At 55.2% G+C, this 24671-nt stretch carries 18 protein-coding genes and 1 pseudogene; 12 read left to right on the forward strand and 7 right to left on the reverse strand.

Annotation, left to right across the window (positions count from 1 at the left end; translation table 11 throughout):
* Window positions 1-12: 12 nt before the first annotated feature.
* The 5 genes and pseudogenes from ACONT6_RS00755 to ACONT6_RS00775 form a co-directional block, all read left to right on the forward strand.
* Entirely contained in the window at window positions 13-1341 is a 1329-nt protein-coding gene (locus ACONT6_RS00755; protein WP_428820000.1) for an AGE family epimerase/isomerase, read from the forward strand.
* Window positions 1325-2941, forward strand: coding sequence for a beta-mannanase man5E (locus ACONT6_RS00760; protein ID WP_428820001.1), 1617 nt, complete (start codon window positions 1325-1327; stop codon window positions 2939-2941). The genes ACONT6_RS00755 and ACONT6_RS00760 overlap by 17 nt, the downstream gene beginning before the upstream one ends.
* 802 nt (window positions 2942-3743) lie before the next feature.
* On the forward strand, window positions 3744-4034 hold the full coding sequence (locus ACONT6_RS00765) for a cellulase family glycosylhydrolase (RefSeq protein WP_428821533.1): 291 nt from the start codon (window positions 3744-3746) through the stop codon (window positions 4032-4034).
* Window positions 4031-4213 carry a hypothetical protein gene (locus ACONT6_RS00770; RefSeq protein ID WP_428820002.1) on the forward strand — a complete coding sequence of 61 codons (183 nt, stop codon included), beginning with the start codon at window positions 4031-4033 and terminating at the stop codon, window positions 4211-4213. The genes ACONT6_RS00765 and ACONT6_RS00770 overlap by 4 nt, the downstream gene beginning before the upstream one ends.
* A gap of 18 nt (window positions 4214-4231) precedes the next feature.
* A pseudogene (locus tag ACONT6_RS00775) lies at window positions 4232-4438 on the forward strand (carbohydrate-binding domain-containing protein); the annotation flags it as partial.
* A 103-nt stretch (window positions 4439-4541) separates the two neighbouring features.
* On the opposite strand, the gene ACONT6_RS00780 reads toward ACONT6_RS00775, so the two are convergent.
* A complete protein-coding gene (locus ACONT6_RS00780) occupies window positions 4542-5912 on the reverse strand; it encodes a glycoside hydrolase 5 family protein (RefSeq protein WP_428820003.1) in 1371 nt (456 codons plus the stop codon).
* 57 nt (window positions 5913-5969) lie between these two features.
* Window positions 5970-7604, reverse strand: a complete 1635-nt coding sequence (pgi, locus tag ACONT6_RS00785) for a glucose-6-phosphate isomerase (RefSeq protein WP_428820004.1) — start codon at window positions 7602-7604, stop codon at window positions 5970-5972.
* Window positions 7605-8169: 565 nt separating this feature from the next.
* On the opposite strand from pgi, the gene ACONT6_RS00790 reads away from it, so the two are divergent.
* The gene (locus ACONT6_RS00790) at window positions 8170-11073 is read left to right on the forward strand and encodes a TonB-dependent receptor (RefSeq protein WP_428820005.1); all 2904 of its coding nucleotides are present in this window, start codon (window positions 8170-8172) and stop codon (window positions 11071-11073) included.
* A gap of 358 nt (window positions 11074-11431) precedes the next feature.
* Here the strand turns inward: ACONT6_RS00790 and ACONT6_RS00795 are convergent, their stop codons facing one another.
* Window positions 11432-11566, reverse strand: coding sequence for a hypothetical protein (locus ACONT6_RS00795; protein ID WP_428820006.1), 135 nt, complete (start codon window positions 11564-11566; stop codon window positions 11432-11434).
* A gap of 36 nt (window positions 11567-11602) precedes the next feature.
* Between ACONT6_RS00795 and ACONT6_RS00800 the strand changes: the two genes are divergently transcribed.
* The 4 genes from ACONT6_RS00800 (at window position 11603) to ACONT6_RS00815 (ending at window position 17567) form a co-directional block, all read left to right on the forward strand.
* A complete protein-coding gene (locus tag ACONT6_RS00800; protein ID WP_428820007.1) occupies window positions 11603-15514 on the forward strand; it encodes a X2-like carbohydrate binding domain-containing protein in 3912 nt (1303 codons plus the stop codon).
* Window positions 15515-16297: 783 nt separating this feature from the next.
* Window positions 16298-16552 (forward strand): hypothetical protein, encoded by a 255-nt coding sequence (locus ACONT6_RS00805; RefSeq protein ID WP_428820008.1) that lies wholly within the window; start codon window positions 16298-16300, stop codon window positions 16550-16552.
* Window positions 16553-16565: 13 nt separating this feature from the next.
* Window positions 16566-16985 carry a hypothetical protein gene (locus ACONT6_RS00810; protein WP_428820009.1) on the forward strand — a complete coding sequence of 140 codons (420 nt, stop codon included), beginning with the start codon at window positions 16566-16568 and terminating at the stop codon, window positions 16983-16985.
* 198 nt (window positions 16986-17183) lie between these two features.
* Window positions 17184-17567: a hypothetical protein gene (locus ACONT6_RS00815; protein ID WP_428820010.1), complete on the forward strand. Its 384-nt coding sequence runs from the start codon at window positions 17184-17186 to the stop codon at window positions 17565-17567.
* Window positions 17568-17643: 76 nt separating this feature from the next.
* Here the strand turns inward: ACONT6_RS00815 and ACONT6_RS00820 are convergent, their stop codons facing one another.
* Both ACONT6_RS00820 and ACONT6_RS00825 read right to left on the reverse strand, forming a co-directional pair.
* Window positions 17644-18042 carry a globin gene (locus ACONT6_RS00820; RefSeq protein ID WP_428820011.1) on the reverse strand — a complete coding sequence of 133 codons (399 nt, stop codon included), beginning with the start codon at window positions 18040-18042 and terminating at the stop codon, window positions 17644-17646.
* Between the two features lie 181 nt (window positions 18043-18223).
* Window positions 18224-19795, reverse strand: a complete 1572-nt coding sequence (locus ACONT6_RS00825; RefSeq protein ID WP_428820012.1) for a S8 family serine peptidase — start codon at window positions 19793-19795, stop codon at window positions 18224-18226.
* A 570-nt stretch (window positions 19796-20365) separates the two neighbouring features.
* On the opposite strand from ACONT6_RS00825, the gene ACONT6_RS00830 reads away from it, so the two are divergent.
* Complete coding sequence (locus ACONT6_RS00830; RefSeq protein ID WP_428820013.1) at window positions 20366-22045, forward strand: flavin monoamine oxidase family protein; 1680 nt, start codon at window positions 20366-20368, stop codon at window positions 22043-22045.
* Between the two features lie 84 nt (window positions 22046-22129).
* Here ACONT6_RS00830 and ACONT6_RS00835 read toward each other — a convergent pair whose 3' ends face one another.
* Window positions 22130-22324, reverse strand: coding sequence for a CPXCG motif-containing cysteine-rich protein (locus tag ACONT6_RS00835; protein WP_181254428.1), 195 nt, complete (start codon window positions 22322-22324; stop codon window positions 22130-22132).
* Window positions 22325-22363: 39 nt separating this feature from the next.
* The gene (locus ACONT6_RS00840; RefSeq protein ID WP_428820014.1) at window positions 22364-23149 is read right to left on the reverse strand and encodes an alpha/beta hydrolase; all 786 of its coding nucleotides are present in this window, start codon (window positions 23147-23149) and stop codon (window positions 22364-22366) included.
* A 324-nt stretch (window positions 23150-23473) separates the two neighbouring features.
* Here ACONT6_RS00840 and ACONT6_RS00845 point away from each other — a divergent pair, with 324 nt between their 5' ends.
* Window positions 23474-24637, forward strand: a complete 1164-nt coding sequence (locus ACONT6_RS00845; RefSeq protein ID WP_428820015.1) for a phosphoglycerate kinase — start codon at window positions 23474-23476, stop codon at window positions 24635-24637.
* Window positions 24638-24671 lie beyond the last annotated feature (34 nt).

Genomic DNA, 24671 nt, shown 5'->3' on the forward strand with positions numbered 1-24671 from the left:
ATGGAGCGCGAGATGGATACCCGGATGGAAAGCCTGGAAGCAGTGGCGCCGCAAGCGCAGCGCACGCAACAACACGTACTGACAAAACTGATCCCCGAGTTTGATCATCAGCTTAAGGATATCGCCCGCTGGTGGCGGGACCACTCGCTGGATGAAGAGCACGGTGGATTTCTCGGCGAAGTCAGCGTGTACAACATCCCCCATGCACAAGCGGACAAGGGTGTGGTGCTGAATGCGCGCATCCTGTGGTTTTTCAGCGAACTGGGTTTGCACCATCGCGCGCAGGGTGAATCCGATGTGGAAGCAATTGCGCTGGCCCAGCGCGCTTTTGACTACTTCGTGCAGTATTTCGATGATGCCGAGCACGGCGGCGCCTTCTGGTCGCTGGATTATCGCGGCCAGGTGCGCGAGGCGAAAAAGCAGACCTATGCCCAGGCGTTTTGTATTTACGGTTTTGCCAGCTTTTACCGATTGACCGGCAATGCGCAGGCGCTGGACAAAGCACTGGCGTATTTCCGCACGATCGAAACCCACTGTGTGGATCGCACGTGGGGTGGCTATGTGGAAGCGGTAGCCCGTGACTGGAGCCCGGTTTCGGATTTTCGTCTGAGTGAAAAAGATCTCAACGCACCGAAAACCATGAACAACCACCTGCACGTACTGGAAGCCTATACTGGCCTCTATCGCGCGCTACCCACAGAAGAGGTGGCTGCGGCACTGCGTGCGAGTATCGAGTGGTTCTGCGATTACATCGTCAACGGAGAGAATGGTCATCTGCGCCTCTTCCTGGACATGGAGTGGCAGGATATTTCAGGTGGTTATTCCTACGGTCACGATATTGAAGGCAGTTGGCTGCTGACGGAAGCGCTGGAAGTGCTCGGTGATCATGCGTTAGAGGCCCGTTACATGCCGCTGGCGCGCGCGCTGGGAGAATCCTGTTTGCGCGAGGGTATTGGCGAGCGTGGCCAGGTCTTGGATCACTTTGATTTTAAAACCCGCGCACGCCAGTTGGACTCCGAATGGTGGGTGCAGGCAGAAGCGCTGGTGGGATTCTTGAACATGTGGGAAGTTACCGGTAGCGATGACTACGCCCGAGCGTTTGAAGCTGTGTGGAAGTACGTGAAGTCCTTCCAGATTGATCACGACGATGGTGAATGGCTGTATCACGCATCTCTGGATCGCGCCAATAAGGGCGATCAGCGCTACAAGCTTGGATTTTGGAAAGGTCCCTATCACAATGGGCGCGCCATGATGGAAGTGAGTCAACGCCTTGTACGTTTGGTTCATCAGGAATCCGGTGAAAAAATACAGGAGGAGGCTGTTCGTGAAACCATTGCATAGTCTCATAGCTGCGCTTCTGACCGCTTTGACGGTGAGTGGCTGTGAAAAGTCCGTCAGCGATTCGCTGCCCGAACACTGTCAGGTTCCTGGGTTGTCTGGCGGTTCGGAACAGGTCGAAGCGTTTACCGGCTTCGAACATTTTATCCGTCGCGATGGAATCCAGTTACTTGATGGCGACAAGCCGGTGCGCTTTATCGGCCTGCACGCCACCGAACTGCATCGCATCGAAGACGATGTGGCCTCAAAGGGCAGCACCATAGGCAAGTCCGATCACTTCCGCTGGCCTACGGCGCGAGAGCAGGCCAACTGGATCAAGGCACTGGTTTACAGCGGCCACAGTATTACGCGGATCTACACCCTATCGGTGGACGATATCGAACTGCCACAGGATGTGCGTGCAAATATGCCGGCACATATCGTCAAAAATCCACAGACCGGCGCCATCGAACTGGATGAATCCGCAATGCAGGTTTATGACCGCATGGTGTATTTGGCAGATAAGTACGGCTTGCGCCTGATTGTGCCCGTCATCGACCACTGGAGCTGGTGGGGCGGTAAGCATGAACTGGCCAATATGGTTGGCGAGGGGGATGGTGATACCAAGGAAGACGGCCCGTTATACGATGTAGATAGCAAAACCTTTGCGGCCTACACCTCCGTCATCGAGCAGCTACTAACCCGCAAGAATACCTGCACTGGCCGGGAATACCGGGAAGAAAAAGCCATTATGGCATGGGAAACCGGTAATGAACTGCGTGGAACCAACAAGGAGTTTCTCGCGCAGACCGCGGCTTTGTTTAAGCGTCTCGCACCGAACCAGTTGGTGGTCGATGGCGATCAGCAGGCGGACTACACCCATCCGCCGGGATCTGCGGATATCGAAAGCGGAGAATTTCTCGGCTTACTTGACCCTAATGTGGATCTGCAGTCCAACCATTTTTACGGCGGTTATATGTCGCCGGAGGTTGTGCGCAAACAGGCCGCACTGTCGCGAAAGTTCAACAAGCCTTTATTTATCGGCGAATACGGATTGCAACCTATTGAAACCATCCGCGCGGTTACGGATGCCTGGGTCGATGAGCCCGCCGTGGCTGGTGCCCTTGTGTGGGGTTATCGCGGACATCGTGAGGCGGGTGGTTTTTACTGGCACTACGAGTCCGATGGCCATATGAGCTATCACCTGCCGGGTTTTGCGGTAAATGAGAGCAATCAGGAGCCTGATGTTATCGAGCTGATACGTGCGGTTCAGGCCAAGGTAAGTGGCAACGAACGCGCCGAAGCCCTGAGCCAATCCTGGCCGGCACCGGAAGCGCCCTGGCTGCACCCGGTTGCGGACACCGGTGCGATCAACTGGATGGGATCGCCTACCGCCAAATCCTACCGGCTGTATCGTTCGTCCGACGATGGACAAAGCTGGAACCTCTATGCAGACCAGCTGATCGATGCGAAAAATGACTGGGATCCTGCGGCCACGGACCTGTATCGGGAAACGGAAGTACCTGGTGCGCTTTGTTTCAGTTATCGCTTGACGGCAGTGAATGGGAGCGGGGAATCAGCCCCTTCCAATATCGAAAAATTCTGCGGAAAGAACGAAAAGTAATTTTCTCGCACAGAAATTTCCGTGGGCCCGACGTCAGGTTTGAGTCGGAATCGCGGAGATAATGAGTATTCGCAAGAATGCTCGAGGTTGTGGACCTCTCATCTCTTGAGACCTTTCTCGTCGGTCTCTTTTTTTACCGCTGCGGGTTTCTCGCAGCGGTTTTTTTGTCTTTCTGCTGAATTCCTCATTGTGCGGTAGGTCTTAATTAGCCGCTATCGCGTGCTAAGCAATGCAAAAAAACAGATCGCAGCACCAGTTATTGGTAACCGGTTTCATCGTGTGGCAGTATTCTCCTGCCTTTCAGGAGCCAAAAATAATTCAACAAAAACCTGACCGATTATGCCCACCTAAAAGCAGTTCTAAAAAATCGAGTTTATAGCCTGCTGTACGGTTCTCAAATGGAGTGGAGAACTAAAATGTTCAAGCGAAGTAAGTTGATTTAGTTATTACTTTCCGTGGTTATGGCCACAGCGACACTGAGTGCCTTTGCTGGCATCCAGGTAGCCGGTCGCAACCTGCTGGGCGGGAATGGCACTGTATTTGTTATGCGCGGTATCAATCACGCGTATACCTGGTATGCCGGAGAGAGTAGCTCCTTTTCCAATATCGCGGGCACTGATGCAAATACCGTGCGTGTCGTACTGAGCAATGGTACCCAGTGGACCCGGAGTAATGGCGATGAATTGCAGAACATTATTGGCCTGTGTAAGTCGAACAGGCTGATCTGTGTGCTCGAAGTGCATGACTCAACGGGTTACCCGGAGCAGGGGACTGCAACCCATATCACCAACGCCACCAACTACTGGCTGTCGTCCGATATTCTGCCGGTGATTCAGGGGAGGAAGACTTTGTCATCATCAGTATTGCCAACGAACCCTTTGGCAATAATGTGGCGGAGTCCACCTATGTTAATGACACCAAGAGTGCCATCCAGGCGCTGCGCAATGGTGGCCTGCAGTACACCCTGATGATCGGCGCGGGCAACTGGGGACAGAGCTGGCAGAACTTCATGCGCAACAATATGGCTTTGGCTATCTGGGCTGGTCCTGGTCCGGCAATGGTAGCTGTTGTGCGGATCTGGATATTGCATTGAATTTTGATGCCGGAAACCTGAGTAGCTGGGGCAGTCGCTTGATCGACGGTAATAACGGTATTCGTGAAACCTCACAGATTGCTAGCGTGTATACCGGTGGTAGCAGTTCTGGTGGCAGCTCCAGTTCCTCCAGCTCTTCAAGTTCCTCGAGTTCAGGAGGCGGAAACGGCGATGACTAGTGCACCTGGAGTGATGGTACCGTGTGGCCGATGTGTGAGACCGATGCCGGCGGCTGGGGTTGGGAAAACAATCAGAGTTGTGTATCCAACAGTATTTGCCCGGGCGGAAGCACTGTGAATACCTGGAGCGATGGCCGTGTCTGGCCTATGTGCAACAACGACGTAGGTGGATGGGGCTGGGAAGATAATCAGAGCTGTGTATCGGCAAGTATCTGCCCGCAGTAAGCTCGTCTCCGGACGTTCATTACCGCAATCGATAATAGTAAAAAGCGCCTCAGGATACACTGAGGCGCTTACTCCAACTGCGTTTCGTTATTCGGTCAGATCACTACGGTATTGAAACCTGTTGTTCCGTCGCGGCCGCACCAATCGTGTCTGCATGTGACTGGATGATTTCCAGTGTGCTGATGTCGCTATCAAATACCGAGTTCAGTCCCTGAGGTTCCTGGGGTGGATCACCGAGAAAGTCATTGCCCGGTTGCCACTGATACTCTGAATTTCCGCTGCGGCCGTAGCCGCTGAAAGTCCAGAAATTGGAGCCCGCAAAGGGGCCGCCACTGGTAACATCCTGCTCGATACGGGTATAAATAGCCGTGAGGAATTTATCCCGGTAGGTGGTGCCGCTCTCCGGCGAAAAGCTGCCGCCATCCCGCTCTACACCAAACTCTTCCAGTACCAGCGGTTTGTTCAGATCGCTGGCGATCTGAACATGCGTGTCGAGGTAGCGTGTGGCATTTTCCAGTGCATTGTCGTAGGTCTGTTCCGGTTTCCTCGCATCAAACCAGCCCCAGTTTTTTACCCATAGGTGCACGGTGAGATAGTCGATGGCAGGGGTATCGTGGGCTTTCAAATAGACCTCAGCTTGTTCTTGACTACCTGCCAGGCCTTCGCTGCCACTGCTCACCAGCTGACTAGGCGCCATGGATTTGATGGCTGCAGCGGATTCGCGTACCCAGCGGATATAGTCGGTAGCGCGCTCTGGGTTGTAGTTGGCTCCACCGGAGCGCGGTTCATTAGCGAGTTGCCAGGCCATGATGGTGGGGTCGTTTCTGTATACGTTACTGGTAACGCTATTGGTACGTTCGATCAGGTTACTGGCGGCGTCAAGATACTGCGTCTGGCAGGGCGCACAGCGATAAAAATCCGTAGTGTTTTCAATGTATTCATCCCACTTTCCGCTGACATCCGGATCATCCAGTTCGGCGTCCTGATGCCACACCAAGTACTGGGACATGCCGCCGGACCACTGCCAGAAGTTGGTGAGATACAGCACCGCCTTCATATCCCGCGCCGCCATTTCCGCCAGCAGAATATCCAGCCCCTGTTGCAGTTCTGCGGTGTACTGCTCCGGAGTGGTAATGACCGCGGGGGAAACACTGCGGGAGAGTGCGCTCGCTTCAGAAAGTGCCAGTACTCGCAGGTTGGTGATACCGCGCGCGCGCATCAGGTCCAGCTCTCGGATCAGACGTGGCTTATCGGTGGCCGCCAGGTAGGCACCGTACCAGTAGTTGGCGCCCGCGTAATGGTAGGGCGCGCCATTCAGTTCGAACCTTCCGTTTTCCACCTGCACAAATGGGCTTGGCGCTGTGTTGTCCAGCTCCGCATTGCAAGCGCTGAGGGCGAGAGTGCACAGGGCAATAGTGGCGAGTTGGCTGATACCGGCTTTTTTTATCTGAAAAGAAAGTTTTTTTATTTTCATGGGTTTTCTCTCTTTGAACTTGTTCTCATAGATTTTCACGGCTGGCGGAAAAATAAATCACCCCGTATTGCGCGCGGACTTGTAGCGGGCGAGCAGGGCGTTGGTGCTGGTATCAAAGCGCTGGCAGTCATCGCTGGTGGCAATTTGCGGTAGGAGGTCGTTGCAGATCTGCTTGCCCAGTTCTACGCCCCACTGGTCGAATGCATTGATGTCCCAGAGTGCGCTCTGAACAAATACCTTGTGCTCATACAGCGCGATCAGCGCACCGAGTGTCGCGGGGGAGAGTTGATCCATCAGTAGTGTGTTGCTGGGACGGTTGCCGGGCATCACCTTGTGCGGTGCTAATGCTTCGGCTCGCAGAGGATCCACTCCGCCCGAAAGCAGCTCTTCACGAGCCTGCTGCAGGTTTTTCCCCACCATCAGCGCACGGCTCTGGCCGAGGCAGTTGGCCACGAGCAGGTCCTGGTGATTGCCGGTGGGATTGTGGCTTTTCAGTGGCAGGATAAAGTCCACCGGCACCAGCAGGTTGCCCTGGTGCAGCAACTGGTGAAAAGAGTGTTGACCGTTGGTACCCTCGGTCCCCCAGATAATCGGGGATGCGGGCTGCGGGAAATGTTCCCCATCCATGTGGACAGATTTGCCATTACTCTCCATATCCAGTTGCTGGACATAGCTGGGGAATTCCCGCAGATAGTGGTCATAGGGCAGCAGGGCGAGAGTGTCGGCATTCCAGAAGTTCTGATACCAGAAGCCCAGTAAGGCCAGCAGTACCGGCATGTTTTCCGCCAGCGGCGCCTGCTGGAAATGGTTGTCCATGGCCGCCGCGCCATCGAGAAATTCTGCAAACCGTTCACTGCCAATGGCCAGCATCAACGGCAGGCCGATGGCGGACCAGATGGAGTACCGCCCACCCACCCAATCCCACATGGGAAAGGTGTAATCCGTAGAAATTCCAAATTCGGCGATACGATCTGTGGCTGTACTTACTGCGGCAAAGTGCTTGGCTACCGCACCTTTATTGCCGGTTTCCTGCTGCAGCCAGTTGCGGGCCGTATTGGCGTTGGCCAGGGTTTCCTGGGTGGTGAAGGTTTTCGAGGCGACGATGAATAGCGTGGATTCCGGGTCGGCATCGCGCAGTTTTTCGATCAGGTCACTGGCGTCGACATTGGAGACGAAATACACACGGATGCCGGGCATGTGATAGGGCTTGAGTGCAAGACTTGCCATGGCCGGTCCCAGATGCGAACCCCCGATACCAATATTGATAATGTTGGTCAGCGGCTTACCGGTGATGCCCCGGATCTCTTCCCGGTGCAATGCATTGGCGAAACCGGTCATCTTCCCCCGCGCAGCTCGGATCTGTCGTTGCTCATCCTCAAGGTCTGCGCGTGGGCTCCGCAGCAGAGTGTGCAATACCTGGCGCTGCTCGGTGTAATTGATGGCGTCACCGCGGAACATGGCGGCAATTTTTTTCGGTAGTTGCTGGTCTTTCGCCAGTGATTCCAGGGCGGTAAGCGCGGGGCCATCAATGCGGTTTTTGCTGTAGTCGAGGGTCAGGCCGGCGGCGCTGAGGGTCATCTTCTCGGCGCGCTGAGGTGATGCGGCAAACAGGCTGTTCAGCGTGGTGTGCTTGAGGCGAGCATGGGCCTCCTGTAACTGTTGCCATTGCAGGGTGGAAGCGGGGTGCGTCATGGGCTGGCTCCTGTTTTCAAATGACCGGTTGCGCCGTTCTTCAACTATCGGCGCGGCGCTGTGCGCACGGCTCGATAGGGGTTCTTGGCTAGTATTGGAACAGATTGTGTAACCGGTTACACGTATTGGCGCAGGTTTTGTAACGAATTTATGCGCGGAACTGGGGCTTTATTTGGCTATCTGCAAAACGCTCGCCCTACTCTTGTGCTCGAAACAAAGCCGACATGGAACCTGGTTGAGTAGTTCGAGAGTGCATCAAATTCAGGATGAATGAGTATTCCTTATTCTTGGTTGCGTGGGCCTTATACGTATAACTGTGGCGCAGTATTTTGCTTTTTGCTGGTGCAGTGGTAAAAAGGGTTGCACACAAAAAGAGCTTGTAATAGTCTTAATGAAACCGGTTACATGGTTGTTCAAAAAGAACACCTGTTTTATTTTCAGGCGAGTGTAACCGGTTACATTGCGGGCCTGTCCCGGTCGCAATGGAGGCAGGATGTAGGTAAGCGTGTCCTGTTTCGCGTCTAGCGCGCGATGAAACAACAAGATAATAAATGAGGGAAACAAAATGCTGGCAAAAAAACTTCCGTTCGCTCAGGCGCTTTTGGCCACTAGTGTTGCGGCCTATGGCTTGCTGGGCGCTCAGTCCGCGTTTGCACAGGAGGGGAGCGAAGCACTAGAAGAAGTGGTGGTGCAAGGGATTCGCATGTCTCAGGAGACCGCGATCAATACCAAGCGCAATGCTTCCTCCATCGTGGACTCTATCGTAGCGGAAGACATCGGCAAACTGCCGGATGTCACCATCTCCGACTCACTGCAGCGTATCACCGGTGTTCAGATTCGTCGCTCTGCCGGTGAGGGCGGGGCCATCAACGTACGCGGTATGCCTCAGGTGATGACCACCCTTAATGGCGAGTCCTACCTCGGAGCCGGCTCGGTAACCACGGTGCAGCCGAACTTTAATGATATCCCTGCACCGCTGTTTGCCGGTGCGGATGTGCATAAATCACCGACCGCCTCAAAACTCTCCGGCGGGATTACCGGTATGGTGAATCTGCGTACTCATCGCCCGATGGATTTTGACAGTGGAACCACTACTTCCTTTGCTGCTGAAGGGCAGACTGGCCGTGATTCCGGCGAAACCGACAGCTCCATCTCCGGGTTGTTTGCATGGAATAACGAGCAGGTTGGGGTGTTGTTGTCCGCGTCCCTCGCCAATGTAAATCTGGCGAACTACTACAACGGCATGGCCGGTGGCGGTTCCGATGCGGGTTGGTCCGGTATGCCTCCCGAAGCGGGCAGTGAGACTGACAACTGGAACTATAAAGGCACTGATGTGAATGGCGACGGCGACCTCGATGATCGCTTTATTGCCTATCAGGGGCACACTGCCTACAACCAGTTTGCCGAGCGCGAACGTTTTGGTCTTAACGGTTCCTTCCAGGCCGACCTCGGGAATGGTTTTGACCTGGCTGCCGACTTCTTCTTTACCGATATGGATGAAAAAGACCGTCGCGCAGGTATTGCCATTTCGGACAAGTGGCAGCAGTGGGGCTGGGCTACGCCGCTGGTGTCCAGTGAGGGTGCGGATGGTATTCAAACGACTCAGGTTTATCAGGCAGATGGCCGCCGTCTGAAGTCCTACTCAGAGGTGAAAGGAACGGTCTCTGAGTCCAGTAATATCAATATTGAACTCAATTACGACAATGGTGGTGCCTTTACCGGCGGTGCCCGATTGGTCCACGGACGTGCAGAGCAGGGCAATCTCAACAGCTACATGGACATCGACATGGCGGATGGCAGCCAGTGGGGTACCCAGTTCCCGAACTATCCGGGAGGCGCCCAAGCCAGTAACCCAGGCGGATACTCCGACCCATTCCAGAGTATCGTGGTGGACTACCGCGGCAGCGCGCCCCGCTGGAGCGGTGTTCCTGATCTGGTGAGTAACCTGGATGGCTACGCGGTGGGCGCTCTGTCTTCAGAAAATAACTACGAGCGCGAAGGGGAAATGACCGTTGCGCGCTTTGATGGCACCTTCAATTTTGACGATGGCGGCTTCCTCCAGTCAGTGGATGGCGGTGTGCGTTACTCGGATCGGGATGCTGAAAACGAGCAATACCATCTGCTGGCCCCGATAGGCGACGATGGCTGCCTGGTGCGCTGGAAGGCTGCCGACGTAGTCATGGGTGGCAGCTCGTGCTCCTTCGGTGATGGCAGTGGTACTTTCTACACGGCTGGTAGGCCGATTCCGCTCTCCTCCTTTGGCAGTGATGTCCAGTGGGTGACGGACTTTGGCGGTGCAACCGGTATCCCCGGAGTCTACGCACTGAACCCGGAAGCCATGGACAATGTGGTTGCGTTTCACAACTCCCTCTACCCAAACAATGAGCGCGGCATCATCCCGGGGCAGTCCTACGCTGTGAACCTGCAGGAAACCTCCGCCTATGTGCAGGCCAACTTTGCTGCAGAGGTTGGCGTACCGGTAACCGGTAACTTTGGTGTGCGTGTAGTGCAGACTGATCTGGAGGTAGGTCAGCGTATCGTTGGCGCGTCGCGGGATTACGGTGCCCCGGAAGTGGATGGCGGTGAATTTGTGACGGATCGATCCTACACCGATGTATTGCCGTCCCTGAACCTGGCATTTGAACTGCGTGAAGATCTCAAACTGCGTGCCGCCTACGCAAAAACCATGTCGCCCCTGAATCTGGAGCAGTGGGGTGGCGGACTTTCGCCAACTTACGCCATCAATTCGGATACCGGTGTATTTGAAGTTATTTCTGCGAGCTCCAACGGCAACCCGGATCTGGATCCGTGGCGTGCGGATAACTTCGACCTGTCACTCGAGTACTACATTGGCTCCGGTATGGTCAGTGCCGGTTTGTTCCTGGTTGATATCGAGAGCTTCATCGAGCGTGGCTCTGTGTCCATGGACCTTCCGGATCAGGATGGTGTAGTGCGTCGCTCTACCGATGTCCAGACCAATGTTCAGGGTGATGGTGGTGAGCTCTCGGGTGTCGAGCTTTCCTTCAAGCAGGCATTCGACTTCCTGCCCGGTGTCTGGAGTAACTTTGGTGTGGATGCGAACTATACCTACTCGCCGAGCGACTCAGGCAATAAGGATATTGACGGTGAAGATCTTCCATTCGCTGACAACTCCGAGCGACTGGCCAACTTCGTGGGTTGGTACGAGGGGGAGCAACTGCAGGCTCGCTTGGCCTACAACTATCGCAGTGAGCGAGTGGTGGCATTTAACCAGGTTTGGGGAACGCAAGGCCTGACGCTGATGCAAGCCCCTACTGCCTATGTTGATGCTTCGGTTAGTTACGATATCAATGACGACGTCACTGTTTATCTTAATGGCTCCAATCTCACAGGAGAAACGGAGGAATACTACCTCCAGTGGGAAGATCAGAAGGCTTGGCAGAATGCCTATGAGCCGCGTTACACATTGGGTGTTCGCGCCAAGTTCTGATCGATGTGCGAGAGCTGCTTGCGTTTGAGCGGCGTGGGTAGTTCTCAGGGCCACACTGTGTGTGGCCCTATCTCTCCCTTCCGAAGTTGTCGGACTCTCGACATTTGCCTCTGGTTCGCCGGGGGCGTTTTTAAACAATAATTCTAATAATAATTTTAAGCTCGATCACTTTTAAGGCGCAGTAAACCTGTGTTGCCCATTTTCTTGGATAAGGGAATGTGGGAGTCATAATGAAGAAAATTTCTAGTCTGTAGCAGCAATTTCCTTGGTAGTCAGTCCCTTTTCTTCGTGAAAAATATTTCATGAAGAGTGGGTGGCGGGCGCCTCAGAATAATGTCCGGAGTACAGAAGTACTCCGTTACATTGCACGGTATAGATAGTGCCGTGAACCGCGACGCGCAGCCTGCGGGTCGCCGAGTTGCTGGGCATCCAGTTTGCTTGTGCCAGTGTTGTTCTCAATGACGACACCGGCCGCAGTTAACAGTCGACTCATCCATTTAAACGCCAATAAAAATAAATGGTGAGTGAAATGAGAAAAGTAAGAACTGGCCTTTCGTTGCTGATTGCGACGATATTGGCCGCACCTGCTGGTGCTCATGCAGCAGCATGTACGGAGCCGGATTGGGATCCGGAATTCCAGTACACGGGGCATGAGTCAGTGACCTATGAGAGTGCCCACTTTAAATCCAAGTGGTGGGTTATAGGTACTCCACCAGATCGCACAGATCAGTGGGGCCCTTGGGAATTCCTCGAGGAATGTGACACCGGAGGTGTCTCCGATCCTGTTCCTGTCGTTTCGCCGCTGTCGCGTTCATTCAACGTCAATGGTGGCAGTGATGTCGTATTCACTCTCAACACCGATGGCGACACGCTGCTGTCAGTGGACAACATCACGCAGGCGAATACGCTTGATCAAAGTGCGTATAGTCTCAGTGGCTACGACCTAACATTTGGGGCAACTTATCTGAGCGCTCTGGGCACAGGCAGCTATAGTTTCCAGCTCAACTTCGCCGCTTCAGCACCATTGGTGGTGGACATCGACGTGGTGGATGTAACGCATCAAGTGACCACGTTGACTCCGGAAGATGCGGTGCTCACGTATGATTCCGTGCTTACCAATGGCCAGATCGAGCTCAAAAAGGGCGAGGCCCAGTGGCTCTATTATGCACCTGTCTCTGGGGAATATGTGGTCGAGTTTGACTACACCGCTCCCTATGGTGAAAAAACCAATACCTTCTACGTTGGTGGCAATACCCAGTCGGTGATGACACCGCAAACCGATACCATTCAGACTGTTTCTTTCACGGCCAACATGAGTGCCGGCGACCAGGTGATTGGTGTAGACGGTAGTGAAGGTAACTGGGGTTATATCTTCCTCGACAATGTCCGGGTGTACTCGTCAGACATTAACCCGGATGATCCGGATAATCCCCCGGTTGATCCACCGGTTGACCCCTCGATCAGCCCGGCCAGCCAGACGGTACAGGCAGGTTCCGGCAGCAGCGTGAGCTATAGCCTGGATTCTGGGTCCTACAGCTTCTCGAGCCTGAGTGTAGATGGCGTCACCCTGCAGCAGGGCACCGACTACACAGTGGCCGCGACAAGCGTGACCCTGGAAGCCGCTTATATCAGTACGCTTGCCGCTGGGAGCTATACGGTCACAGCCAACTTTGAAGACGCCGAGCTTGGCACTAGCGCGGTATCCGCTGAGCTGCTGGTAGAAAGCGAGCCGGAGGTCATGCCTTCGCTCTCTCCCTCGAGCATTAGTGTTCAGGTCGACTCTGGTGACAGTGTCAGCTACAGCATGGACGCCGGCTCTTACAGTTTCTCCAGCTTGAATAATGGTGGAGCCGTATTGCAGCAGGGTACGGATTATTCCGTCACCGCCACAAGCCTGGTTCTTGACGCGGCCTATGTCAGCACCCTGGCAGTGGGCAGCTATACCCTAACCGCCGCATTTGACGATGCCGAGCTGGGTAGTGAGTCTCTGTCTGTCCAGTTGCGCATAGACAGTGTTCCGGTTGTTATGCCATCGGTTTCTCCTTCCAGCGTCAGTGTGGAAGCGGGCTCTGGTGCCAGCGCCAGCTATAGCATTGATAGTGGCTCTTACAGCTTCTCCAGTGTGAATAATGGCGGCACGGTTCTGGTTCAGGGATCGGATTACACCCTGAGTGGTACAACCCTGACGCTGGAGGCTGGATACATCAGCACCCTTGCGGTAGGCACTTATGCGTTGACAGCCGGCTTTAATGACGCAGATCTGGGCAGTGAGTCTGTACCCTTCGAGCTGCGGGTAGACGCTCCACCAATGGTGATGCCGTCTATTTCTCCTGACAGCCAGACTGTGAATGTTTCTGCGCCCACCGCATTGAGTTTTGATCTGACTGCGGGATCTTTTGAGTTCGCGGGTGTTGAAGCAGATGGTGTCCCGCTACAAACCAGTGACTACACCTATAGCGCTGATGTGCTTACCCTGAATGAATCCTACGTTGCCACTCTGACTGGCGGCCAGACCGTGAGCTATTCGGCACTGTTCACCAGCAGTGTACACGGCGATACCAGTGCCCAATTCTCGGTAACCGCGATGGACGCGCTCACCGGCGATTGCTTCGATCTCAGCACCATTACCCTTGAGGGTGGCGCCAAGATCGAACAAGGACGAGCTAAAATTGTCGGTAACGTCGGCAGTGCAGGTTACTGGACCGTCAGCTTGGATAAAGCAGGGGAATACCAGGTTCTGCTCACGTACAGCACAGAAGGCGGTGACAAGATCGTCTCCTATATGTTGAATGATGGTGGCAGGTCGAACATGGTGTGGCCGGATGTCTCGCCAACTAGTCCTCAGGATATGGAGTTCATCCACAACCTGGACGCTGGCGTGCATCGTATCGGCATGATCAACCGCGACGGCGACTGGGGTTGGGCGAGCCTGCACAACCTGTGTGTTAACTTCCGTGGCAGCCTCGACATTACCAGCCCGCAGTCGTTTGATAGCTTGACCAGTGGTTCTGATATCGTTGTGGACTTTAGCAAGGATGCCAGTGGTGACCTGACCTATTCGGTTAACGGCGGTAGCACTCAAGCCTATAGCGGCGCAAGCCCGCTGGTAATTCCCACCACGGGTGATGGCATTTATGACCTGAAGTTCGGTGTCGCCGGAACCAGCCTCAGCGAAACAATGCGAGTGCAGGTTGGTGAAGCTCCCGGTCCATTTTATGTCGATACCCTGGGCTCACAGTTTGTGCTGGGTAACAAGCCGTTCTACTTCAATGGCTCCAACCAGTACTACCTGATGTACAAACCGGAACCCATGGCGGAGGACTTCTTCAAGCGTGCTAACTTCCTGGGCATGACTTCGGTGCGGACCTGGATGTTCTGCAACGACACCAAAACCCATGATGGTGTTTGTATCAACATGAAGTCCGGTGATGACTTCCTGCTGACCAAAGCGAACCGTACCGCAGAAGAGCAAGCTATCGTCGATCGCAGTTTTGAGCTGTTCGACAACTATGTTGCATTGGCGCATCAATACGACATCAAGCTAGTGCTTTCTCTGGCGGATCACTGGGATTACTTTGGTAACCTGGACTCCTATGGTGCCCCGCATTACTCCACGCCGTCGTCGGTGGAGAAATTCAAAGGGTTTATCACCGAGCTGTTGCAGCATCACAACCCGCTCACCGGTTACACCTACGCGGAAGATCCTGCGATCATGATGTGGGAGCTGGCGAATGAGCCACGTTGTTCCAGCGGCTGTGATGCCGATATCTTCAAGGCATGGGCGAGTGATGTTTCCAGCCTGCTTAAGACGCTGGCACCCAATCACCTGGTGTCCATCGGCGCAGAATCTTCGTTCGGCCACAATGGTACCGGTGATGACTTCAACTTCATCAAGTACGTTAACGACTTGCCCACCATCGATGCGATCAGCGCGCATCTGTACCCAACCTGGTGGAATATGTCAGATGCAGAAACGCTGGCAAATATCGACCAGCTGGCGGAAGTTGGGCGGGTGCTGAGCAAGCCGACGTACATCGGTGAGTTCAGCTGGCCAGTTGCCTCCGAGGCGAGCGTGACGCAGGACCTGCAGACTCGACATCAGAAGTTTATCGACTGGTACGCGCGCGCTGAGGCAAACAAGGATGCTATTGGCGGAGTGCACGCCTGGCAGCTGTCTGGCCTCGAATGGGGTAACGGAGAGACGCCTCTGGACGCGTGTCAGTGGTGTGCAGGTCCTTACGGTGAACCTACTGGAGGCTGGACGGCGAATAACGATGGCTTCCAGATGTACTGTGCTATGACGCCGGAAGAGCAGTTGCTTACCGAAACGGGTGCACCGGGAGCGAATAAAGAGGGTAATATTATCCATATAGACCTCCATAAGCCTGTGTGTGATCTGCTGATTGAGCGGTCGAATTACTACGAAGCCTTAAATCAATAGTAAATCAAGTGAGTGACTTTCAGGCCGCAACGGGTATTTCCTGTTGCGGCCTTTTTTATTTCTTTAAGCTGGGGAGTTACTGAATTTAACCTGCTCGTTCGAGGATGTTTTGCTGAAGATGTAGGGAAAGTGAGTTCAATACACTGTATCAGAACCCGTTGGGAATAGAGGTGGTCAACTATATCAATGAGTACGATTTCGAAGTTTGGGGGAAGGGATGGTGGGAGGTCAGGTATATATGTATTCATTTCGAGGAAATTTGTCGGTTGGATATCGTTATGGCTCGCGATCACCTTTGATTAAAGATTACGTAATTAATTATCACGTTTAATTCAAAGAAACATACTATTAATCGATGAATCTTTGGGGCGACCAAAATGCGAATATAGGTGCTGCTCTGGAAGTCAGTATTGCAGGGCATGGGATGGTAGCTTTTCGTTTGTTTTGGCGTCGCTCACTATTGATAGCGAAAGACTTAGCAGGACTCGGCTTTCCACCTCTGCGAAAAAGTGGATTACAGGTTAAAATTTGGTCTGGTTGGTTTTTGGGCGCATTCACGTAAAGGATTTACTGCCCTGAGTAACTCCGATCCAGGTTACTTTTTCGCTGGGCTGAAAGACGGCGAAAAAAGTAGTCTCACTGGTTTTTACTGGGCTATCGATTTTCTGATCTATTTTTATATAGGAATTCACTCAGGTTACTTTCTAGGTTACTTTTCCACATGGCATTGGGCGTGAGTTGATCGAGCAGGAAAAGGCTCAGTTCGAAATCCAGAAGATTCAGATGGAACGCGACCTGGAGCGGGAGAAAATGAATCGCGCCATCGCCCGTGAAAAAGCCATGGGGCAGAAAGAGGTCAACGACCTGCTGGCGAAATCGGTGACGGATAAATATCTTGCCTACCGTACCCTGGAGGTGCTCGATCGTATGGCCGAATCCGAGAACAAGGTTTTTGTACCGGTTGAAGCGCTGGGTAGCATCGGCCTGCAGCAGGCCGTATTTTCCGATCAGGTGAAACAGGTGGCGCGCAAGCGCTAATGAGGGATGAGCGATGGAGTTTAACTCACAGATAGCCAACTGGCTGATGACCGCTTTCGGTGGTCTCTCCACCTGGGTGGTGATTACTGCCTGTGTGTTGCTGCTAATGAATATTGTCCTGCGGGTGCGCTTTCTGCGCAGCCACGGCGAGAGTTTGCACTGGCTGCTGGATCGCACCCTCATTATCCGCTTTTTGTGCTTGCTGTTTTTTATCTGGGTGCTGATCGGGTTCAACAGCAATGGACCAAAACTGGTACTGGCACCGGACTATAGTGCGGAACAGCAGGCGACAGAGCGTGCTCTGAATCGGGAAACGGCGCCGGTTGGTGATCTGGCGCCGCAACGAGAGTCCGCGGCACAGCGTACCGAGCATCTTGAAATGTTGCGAGAAGAGCAAAAACAGGAACAGGAAGCCATGGTGGGCGAGGAATAAATTTCCTTGTTTTGGCTTAGAGGGGGGCTGAAATCCAAGGTCGTTTCAGCCCGTTAGTACTTCTCTCCGGAATCTTTCCCGTTCAAAAAAATCAACCTTGACATGGCGGTCACAGCGCTAATTTTTTGAAAATATTCGGTTGGGACCCTCCACATGCCTCAATAGACTTCGTGGCACATCCGAAGAGGAGGATCCCAAATGCGTTATCTATTACCAGTAGTACTGTTTTGTACCGTTGCCGGTTTTGCTCAGGCACAGCAGCCAATGGATCAGTTACCTGCGGGCAGTGCTGAAGTCCAGATTCTTGGTAAAACTTACTGGAAAAGTGGAGATAACTTCTATCAGTTCAATGAAAGCACCGGTATGTTTTATCAGGTTCCGGAACCTCAGGTCCAGGCTCACCGCGACCAGGCTGCACACATGTATCAGCGCAGCCAGACTGTTCCGGCGACAAACCTGACTCCTGATCAGATCGAGGGTTGTCGTAACTCTGCTGCGGACAAGTCAAATGAAGTGCCTAACCGCGGTAGTAATGTGTACATTCAGGAATACAACAAGTGTGTGACTGATCTTCAACAGTAATTAATTGTAGATTGGTGAAAAGGCTTGCCGTTATGCGGCGAGCCTTTTTTACATGTGGGGATCGGGAATGTTGGGTTCAGTAAGCGCCGCGGATCAGCTCTATTCCCGGCTCGATAGCCCGGCGCCAGGCCAGAGCGGTGTCTTCATTGAACTCGGGATCGTACTCGCGCAGGGTTGCCAGCAGCGCATCCAGCCACAGGCCGTACCAGTCCGGGCGTATACCGTAGCCACCGCGTGAATGACTTTTCCCCAATGCTTTCAGTTTGGTATCCGGCATGCCCCGTGCGTGCAGCACCAGTTGCATGATGCCGTTGCGCAACAGGTGACGCTGCGCCGGCATGTCGGTGTCCTTGAACAGGGCACGGATCTCTTCGGAGCTGCCCATAAAGCGGTCGTAGAAGTCGATGAAAAAGCCTTCTCTGTTACAGCAGCGGCCGTAACTCTGAAAAACGATATCGCTGTCGGCATTTCCCATTGCCGTCACTCCCCCTGACTATTGTTATGACTGCGCGGGCGGGCACAGGCGACCGCGGATTCTAACGGTGGGCATCGGGCTCAAATTGATTTAAATCAATTTGCCTGCGGGCGGGGAGTACAAATTTTCGAGCACTACAAAAAAGGGGGCCAATTGGCCCCCTGAATTCAACGTGTGCAGGTTATTGTGTGCAATTTTTACCTTTGCAGGGCTTGCCGCCGCCGCCATTGCCGCCGTCGCCACCGCCATTACCGCTGCCGGAGCAGCCATTTGCTGTGAGGTAGTCCACTGCGTCTTTGGCCTGTACCAGACCGTAGCCGTAAGCATTGTCACGTCCGGCTGCGCCCAGGTCTTCCGCAGTACTGGCCAGCGCCGAGCGGATCTCGCTGGCGGAACAGCTGGGGAAGTGGCTCCACACCAGGGCGCTCACGCCGGCAACGTGGGGCGTGGCCATGGAGGTGCCGTTAAAGTAGGCATAATCGCCAGGCTCGATCGTCAAACTTGCGCTGCTGCCCAGCTGGCCGAGGAGTGCGGCACCATCGGTATCGGTAATGCCCACGGACGGAATACCTGTGGCCACTTCGCCCATGGTGCCGTACAGCATACCCGGTTCGTTGTTGTAGATTACCGCTGCGATACCGCCGCCGGCCTCACAGGCCTGCACTTTCTCCGCGAAGCTGATATTGCCGCGGGAGATCAGGCACACCTGGCCAGAAGCGCTGGCACAGGCAGCTTCGCCCAGGCCGCAATCCACCAGGTTGCCGGTGACGCTACCCTGCGGACTGCCTTCCATGGCTGCCGCCTCAATAGCGCTACCGTTCACGACCAGGCTGGTTTCCAGGCTCATGCCGGTCGGCACGGATGACAGCACATCCACACCGGGGCCAGCCAGTTCCACCTGATCCGTCTGCTGAGAGAAGTCGGCAACTACCTTGTTGCTGTCGATGGCTGCAACGGATACCACCGCGTCGTAGGACGCGGGGTAGGAGTGACGGGTATTGCCGTCATTACCCGCGGCGGCAATGGAGAGTACATTCTGGTTTGCGTACAGATCGGCAAAAGCCCGTTCCTCGGTGCGGGACTTGAAGGTGCCGCCGAGGCTCATATTGATCACGCTGGCACCGTTGGTCGCGCATTCATCAGCCGCAGCCACCAGAGAGGAGGAGTAAGCCCAGCCGTCGGCACCGAATACCTTGACGATGTGCAGGTTGAGGTTGCCGTTCGGGTTCACGCCGACGACACCTTTACCGTTTCCACCAATCGCGGCGATGGTGCCGGCTACATGGGTGCCGTGACTGTTTTCGTCGGTAAACCAGTCGCCGGTACCTGAGTCGTAGTTACCAGTTACGTTTCCGCTGGGAAGATCCTCGTGATTGATGTCATAGCCGGAGTCGATGATACACACCGTCTGGTTGCCGGCCATGGCATCACTGAGCTGGTCTGCCTGCACCATGGGAATACCGAAGGGAACGGTTTCCGCCATGGGGTAGCGCTTCACATCCAGTTCGACGTATTCCACGTTGGGGTTGTTGCGCAGTGCGTTGAGCGCTTTGCCGGGGAGGTTCGCAGCCATCGCGCCGCGTTTCTCCAGTGCAAGCGCGGAGCGGCCCCCGTTCTTTTCCATCATCGCTTTGACCGCGGGGCCTTTGCCTTCTTTGAATTTGATGATGTAGCGGTCGTCGGCAGCGCTGGCCTGAGCGGAAATGGCGAGGGCGAGGGCGCTGGTGAACAGGGTTGGAATGAGTCTTTTCATCTTTTTATATGGCTCCAGTTCTGTCTGGTACTTCTTGTAATTGGTTTTGATGTTGGCTGACCACAGCTCGGTGCCTCGACATAGGGGCGGGGCAGGCGCACAGCCGGTGGATAAAATCTAGCAGCTTTTTACGGGGAGCCCATTGCTCACTGAACGCATTGAGCAGTGCTCTGCAAAAGGGATTTCCGAGGAGGATAACGGCGACAGATTGTTGGAGGGGGTTGCGGGTTCGTTCGTCTGCCCGTCTGCGCAAGACCTGTGGAATTCGGCGTCGGTTGATGGCTGCAGGGGATTAGGTTGCAGTCGGTGGCCGAGCCAGAAATTGCCGGTCGTAGAATAAAATCTCTAATTAAATCTGGCTGAAAAACAAACATTTCCCGCCGCTGACTTGGCTCTCATAGTGAAAAATTTGATAAAAAACATGCATTTACCAGGTTTGTAAGTACTCAGTTCCGCTAATTGGCTAAAAACCGAATAAATATTCCATTTCTTGTGTGTCTCTGTAGAATGGCGGGAAAAATAACTTTTGGGACGTGGTTCCCAATTCTCTCGACTCACAGGAAAATAATCATGAGAAGCCGCAAGTCTCTATCCCCCATGGCGGGGTTGCTGCGCCGCATGCGTGTTGCCCAGGCGCTATCTGACAAAACCGGAATATCCGCCGATGAAAGTCTCGATATCGTTACCGAGGGTGCGCGCCTGGGTGGCAAGGCGGCTTCTGCGGAAGAGCGCCGTCGCTTCCTCAAGCAGCTGGGCTTTGGTGCCGCTGCGGTAGGTGTGGGTGCATCGCTCGGCGGCGTGTCCAAGCCGGCACAAGCCGACCCGGGTGGCGGCAATGGCGATGGCCGCCCCGGTCGCGTTGCGATCATCGGTGGTGGTGTGGCGGGTATCCGCTGTGCCCATCGCCTGCAGCAGTACGGCATCGCCAGCACCGTGTTTGAAGGCAACACCCGTCTGGGTGGCCGTGTAAGCACCAACCGCTCTATTTTTGGCGGCCCGGTTGAGCGCGGCGGTGAGCTGATCTCTACCGAGCACAATGCGGTGCGCAACCTGGCCAATGAGCTGGGTCTGGACGTGGAAGATGTCAACGGCAACGCAGTGCCCGGTGGTAACGAGCTGTATTTCGTCAACGGCCAGCACTACTCCGAGCACCAGCTGAACGAAGAGTGGCGTGAAACCTACAAGATCTTCAAGAAGATCCAGCATGATGCGCCCTGGCTGCCCACCTACGACTGGCACAACGATACCCACAAGGCGCTGGATTACATCGACTCCAACACCTGGATGGATCAGGTTGGTATTGGTGCCAACTCCAATATGGGCCAGGTATTCCAGGCGGACCTGGTTGCTGAATACGGCCTCCAGCCGGAAGACCAGACTGCATTGAACCTGATTTACCTGTTGGCGTGGAACCCGATCAACAGTGCGACCCCGTTGGCGGGTACCGACGAGCGCTTCCGTATCGCCGGTGGTAACGATCAGCTGTGGCGCAAGATGGTCGAACAGCTGCCCGAGGGCACGGTCGAGACCGGTCGCAAGCTGGTGGCCATTCGCGGTGATATCAACGGCCCTTACACCCTGACTTTCGAAGACGGCTATGTGCACAACTGCGACAAGCTGGTGCTGGCACTGCCGTTCTCCCTGCTGCGCGATGTGGATATCGAGCCGGCGCTGTACAACAGCTTCCGCCCGGAAAAACGCATGGCGATCGAGCAGATGGCTTTCGGTAGCAACGGCAAGATGGCGCTGCACCACAACAGCCGCCCCTGGACCCAGACCCAGTACGTCAATGGCCAGGCGGTGACCGGTAACGGTGTGACCTATGTGGGCCGTCCGGAGCTGTTCGACACCTGGGACTCCACCTCGGTAAATGGCAAGACCGACGGCATTCTGGTGAACTTCTTTGGTGGTACCTACGGTGCCAACCTGGGGAGCGACCAGCCGTTTGCCGCACCTACCCAGGCGGACATCAACCACTTCCACGGCATTGTGGACAATGTGTTCCCCGGCACCTCCGCCGCCTTCTCCGGTACTGCCATGCAGTCCAAGTGGTCTGCCAACCCCTGGTCCAAAGGTTCCTATTCCACTCCGACCTTCGGCAGTTACACCGGCTGGTGGGGCGCCCAGCCTCTGGCGGAAGGCAATATCCACTTCTGCGGTGAGCACACCGAGCTGGAATACTTCGGCTATATCGACGGTGCGGTATCTACCGCCGAGCGCGCGGCCAGAGAGATCCATCAGACCGCGTAAACTGCTTCGCAGTTTTCATCTCACAGGATGCAAAAAAGGCCGCGGGCGAGTGCTCGCGGCCTTTTTTGTTTCTCACGGTTTTTGTTAAACATCGTTCTCGTGCTTTAACTGCACCGTCCACTGCCCTTCCAGATCCACACTCACCAGCACCTGAATCGGCCGGCAGCACACGGCGCAGTCCTCGATGTAGTGGCGACTGCCCGCCGAGGTATCGATCAGCAGCAGGATAGTTTCTCCGCAGTAGGGGCACTGATCACTGAATTCGTCCACGGTATCCATATGCATTTTCTCCGAGTGGGGTGTTCGCTTATGGGCGGCTCACTTGCCTAGATGGGGCCCCGCCCAGGCCGCGAGGGTGTCTGCTACATAAATAGCATCTTCTCGCCGGGTCAGCAGGTGGTCGGCGTCGTCGAGGCTGATAAAGCTCTTGGGATGCAGGGCGCGGTTATAGATGTCCGCGGCTTCGTCGATGGAGACAACCTGGTCCACCGGAGAGTGGTAGATCAGCAGCGGGCGTCCTAGTCGATGGATGTAGCCCTCCTGGATGGATTCCACATCCTCCACAAAATGCTTCTGGATCACGAAGGGACGTCCGGATAGCTCGACTTTCGCCTGCCCCTGTTCCTCGATGGTATCCAGCGCGCAGGAAAACTGTTTCAGCACATGCTCCGGGTCTGCCGGCGCAGCGACGGTGGCGATGGCCTTTGCCTCGGGGATGTCACCGGCGGCCGCCAGCACCGCGGCACCGCCGAGGCTGTGGCCCACCAGCAGGTCTGCGGGCTGGAATTCATCGCGCAGAAAGCTCGCTGCGCACTTCAGGTCTTCCACGTTGCTGGAAAAGTTGGTCTCGCTGAAGTCCCCCTCGCTGTCACCGAGGCCGGTGAAGTCAAAGCGCAGGGTGGCAATACCCAGCTCCGCCAGACGGCGGCCGATGCGGGACGCTGCGAGCACATCCTTGCCACAGGTAAAGCAGGGGGCGAAGAGGGCGTAGCCCCGGGGCGAGCTGGTCGGGGTTTCCAGGATGCCTGCGAGCATCTGTCCGCGGGCATTGGGGAAGGTCACCTTGTGTCTGCGGCGCTCTCTGCCGTTGCTGTTTGCGGCCATGGGGACTCCTTTCTGCGGTGACATTTTCAGCGGGAGATGGCCTCCCGCAGGCAATGGTAGAGAGCGAAATTTGACCGGACAACGGGCGCAGTTGGTTTTTTTTGCGTTCTTGTAAAAATGACAGCGGTGTCACATCGTTATTCATTCTGTGCGGTAATTCATTTACAAAACCGGTTGATATACTCCGCGGCGAGCGTCGTCGGCCCGCAATTACCGCCGCAGCGGTGACCACACCGGTGGTCAGAGCGTATAATCCGCGCCCGCTTTCCCCGCCCGAGGGTCGGGGTGAGTAAGTATTCAGCAACCAGCAAACGAGGATTGGCTATGGCGGTTAAATTGATGAAGGATCAGAATCTGGCGGGCAAGCGCGTTCTGATTCGCGAAGACCTGAACGTACCGGTGAAAGACGGTGCGGTCACCTCTGATGCGCGCATCCGCGCAGCACTTCCCACCATCAAGGCTGCCTCCGAAGCCGGTGCCAAAGTCCTGCTGATGTCTCACCTGGGCCGCCCCACCGAGGGCGAGTACGAAGAAGAATTCTCCCTCGCACCGGTCGCTGCGCACCTGGGCAAGCTGCTGGGCAAGGACGTGCCGGTGATCAAGGACTGGCAGAACGGCGTGGAACTTGCAGACGGTGAAGTGGCGTTGCTGGAAAACGTGCGCTTTAACCAGGGCGAGAAGAAAGACGATGAGACGCTGGCCAAGCAGTACGCGAGCCTGTGCGATATTTTCGTGATGGACGCTTTCGGCACCGCGCACCGCGCCCAGGCCTCCACCCACGGCGTAGCCAAATTTGCCCCGGTTGCCTGTGCCGGCCCGCTGCTGGCGGCAGAGCTGGATGCACTGGAGAAAGCCCTGGCTAACCCCGCGCGCCCCATGGTAGCGATTGTCGGCGGTTCCAAGGTGTCCACCAAACTGACCGTGCTCGAGAGTCTTTCCGACAAGGTAGACCAGTTGATTGTCGGCGGCGGTATCGCCAACACCTTCCTGGCAGCCGACGGCAAGCCGGTGGGCAAATCCCTGTGCGAGCACGACCTGATCGACACTGCCAAGGGCCTGATGCAGAAGTGCGATATCCCGCTGCCCAGCGACGTGGTGACAGGCAAGGAATTCAGTGAGTCCGCCGCGGCGGAAACCAAAGCCGCAGAAACGGTGACGGACGACGATATGATTTTCGATATCGGCCCGGATTCCTCCGCAGTACTGGCAGAAATCCTCAAGGGCGCCAAGACCATTATCTGGAACGGCCCGGTCGGTGTGTTCGAGTTTGATCAGTTTGGCGGCGGCACCGAGCGCCTGTCGAAGGCGATTGCCGACAGCGATGCCTTCTCCATCGCCGGCGGTGGCGACACCCTGGCGGCAGTGGATAAATACGGCATTGCTGACAAGGTCTCCTATATTTCTACTGGGGGTGGTGCATTCCTCGAGTACGTGGAAGGCAAAGTACTGCCGGCAGTGGCTATGCTGGAAAGCCGTGCTGGCGAATAAGCGCCGCGCGAGCGAGTAAGGGTTGTTGCGGTGG

Source organism: Microbulbifer sp. MCCC 1A16149, assembly GCF_050368945.1.
In the GTDB taxonomy this organism is placed as follows: domain Bacteria; phylum Pseudomonadota; class Gammaproteobacteria; order Pseudomonadales; family Cellvibrionaceae; genus Microbulbifer.

What these genes read in the sequence shown, in the direction of transcription:
- ACONT6_RS00755 (WP_428820000.1), top strand. Translation starts at nt 13, where the DNA reads ATGGATACCCGGATGGAAAGCCTGGAAGCAGTGGCGCCGCAAGCGCAG.
- ACONT6_RS00780 (WP_428820003.1), bottom strand. Translation starts at nt 5,912, where the DNA reads ATGAAAATAAAAAAACTTTCTTTTCAGATAAAAAAAGCCGGTATCAGC.
- pgi (WP_428820004.1), bottom strand. Translation starts at nt 7,604, where the DNA reads ATGACGCACCCCGCTTCCACCCTGCAATGGCAACAGTTACAGGAGGCC.
- ACONT6_RS00790 (WP_428820005.1), top strand. Translation starts at nt 8,170, where the DNA reads ATGCTGGCAAAAAAACTTCCGTTCGCTCAGGCGCTTTTGGCCACTAGT.
- ACONT6_RS00795 (WP_428820006.1), bottom strand. Translation starts at nt 11,566, where the DNA reads ATGAGTCGACTGTTAACTGCGGCCGGTGTCGTCATTGAGAACAACACT.
- ACONT6_RS00800 (WP_428820007.1), top strand. Translation starts at nt 11,603, where the DNA reads ATGAGAAAAGTAAGAACTGGCCTTTCGTTGCTGATTGCGACGATATTG.
- ACONT6_RS00805 (WP_428820008.1), top strand. Translation starts at nt 16,298, where the DNA reads ATGGAACGCGACCTGGAGCGGGAGAAAATGAATCGCGCCATCGCCCGT.
- ACONT6_RS00810 (WP_428820009.1), top strand. Translation starts at nt 16,566, where the DNA reads ATGGAGTTTAACTCACAGATAGCCAACTGGCTGATGACCGCTTTCGGT.
- ACONT6_RS00815 (WP_428820010.1), top strand. Translation starts at nt 17,184, where the DNA reads ATGCGTTATCTATTACCAGTAGTACTGTTTTGTACCGTTGCCGGTTTT.
- ACONT6_RS00820 (WP_428820011.1), bottom strand. Translation starts at nt 18,042, where the DNA reads ATGGGAAATGCCGACAGCGATATCGTTTTTCAGAGTTACGGCCGCTGC.
- ACONT6_RS00825 (WP_428820012.1), bottom strand. Translation starts at nt 19,795, where the DNA reads ATGAAAAGACTCATTCCAACCCTGTTCACCAGCGCCCTCGCCCTCGCC.
- ACONT6_RS00830 (WP_428820013.1), top strand. Translation starts at nt 20,366, where the DNA reads ATGAGAAGCCGCAAGTCTCTATCCCCCATGGCGGGGTTGCTGCGCCGC.
- ACONT6_RS00835 (WP_181254428.1), bottom strand. Translation starts at nt 22,324, where the DNA reads ATGGATACCGTGGACGAATTCAGTGATCAGTGCCCCTACTGCGGAGAA.
- ACONT6_RS00840 (WP_428820014.1), bottom strand. Translation starts at nt 23,149, where the DNA reads ATGGCCGCAAACAGCAACGGCAGAGAGCGCCGCAGACACAAGGTGACC.
- ACONT6_RS00845 (WP_428820015.1), top strand. Translation starts at nt 23,474, where the DNA reads ATGGCGGTTAAATTGATGAAGGATCAGAATCTGGCGGGCAAGCGCGTT.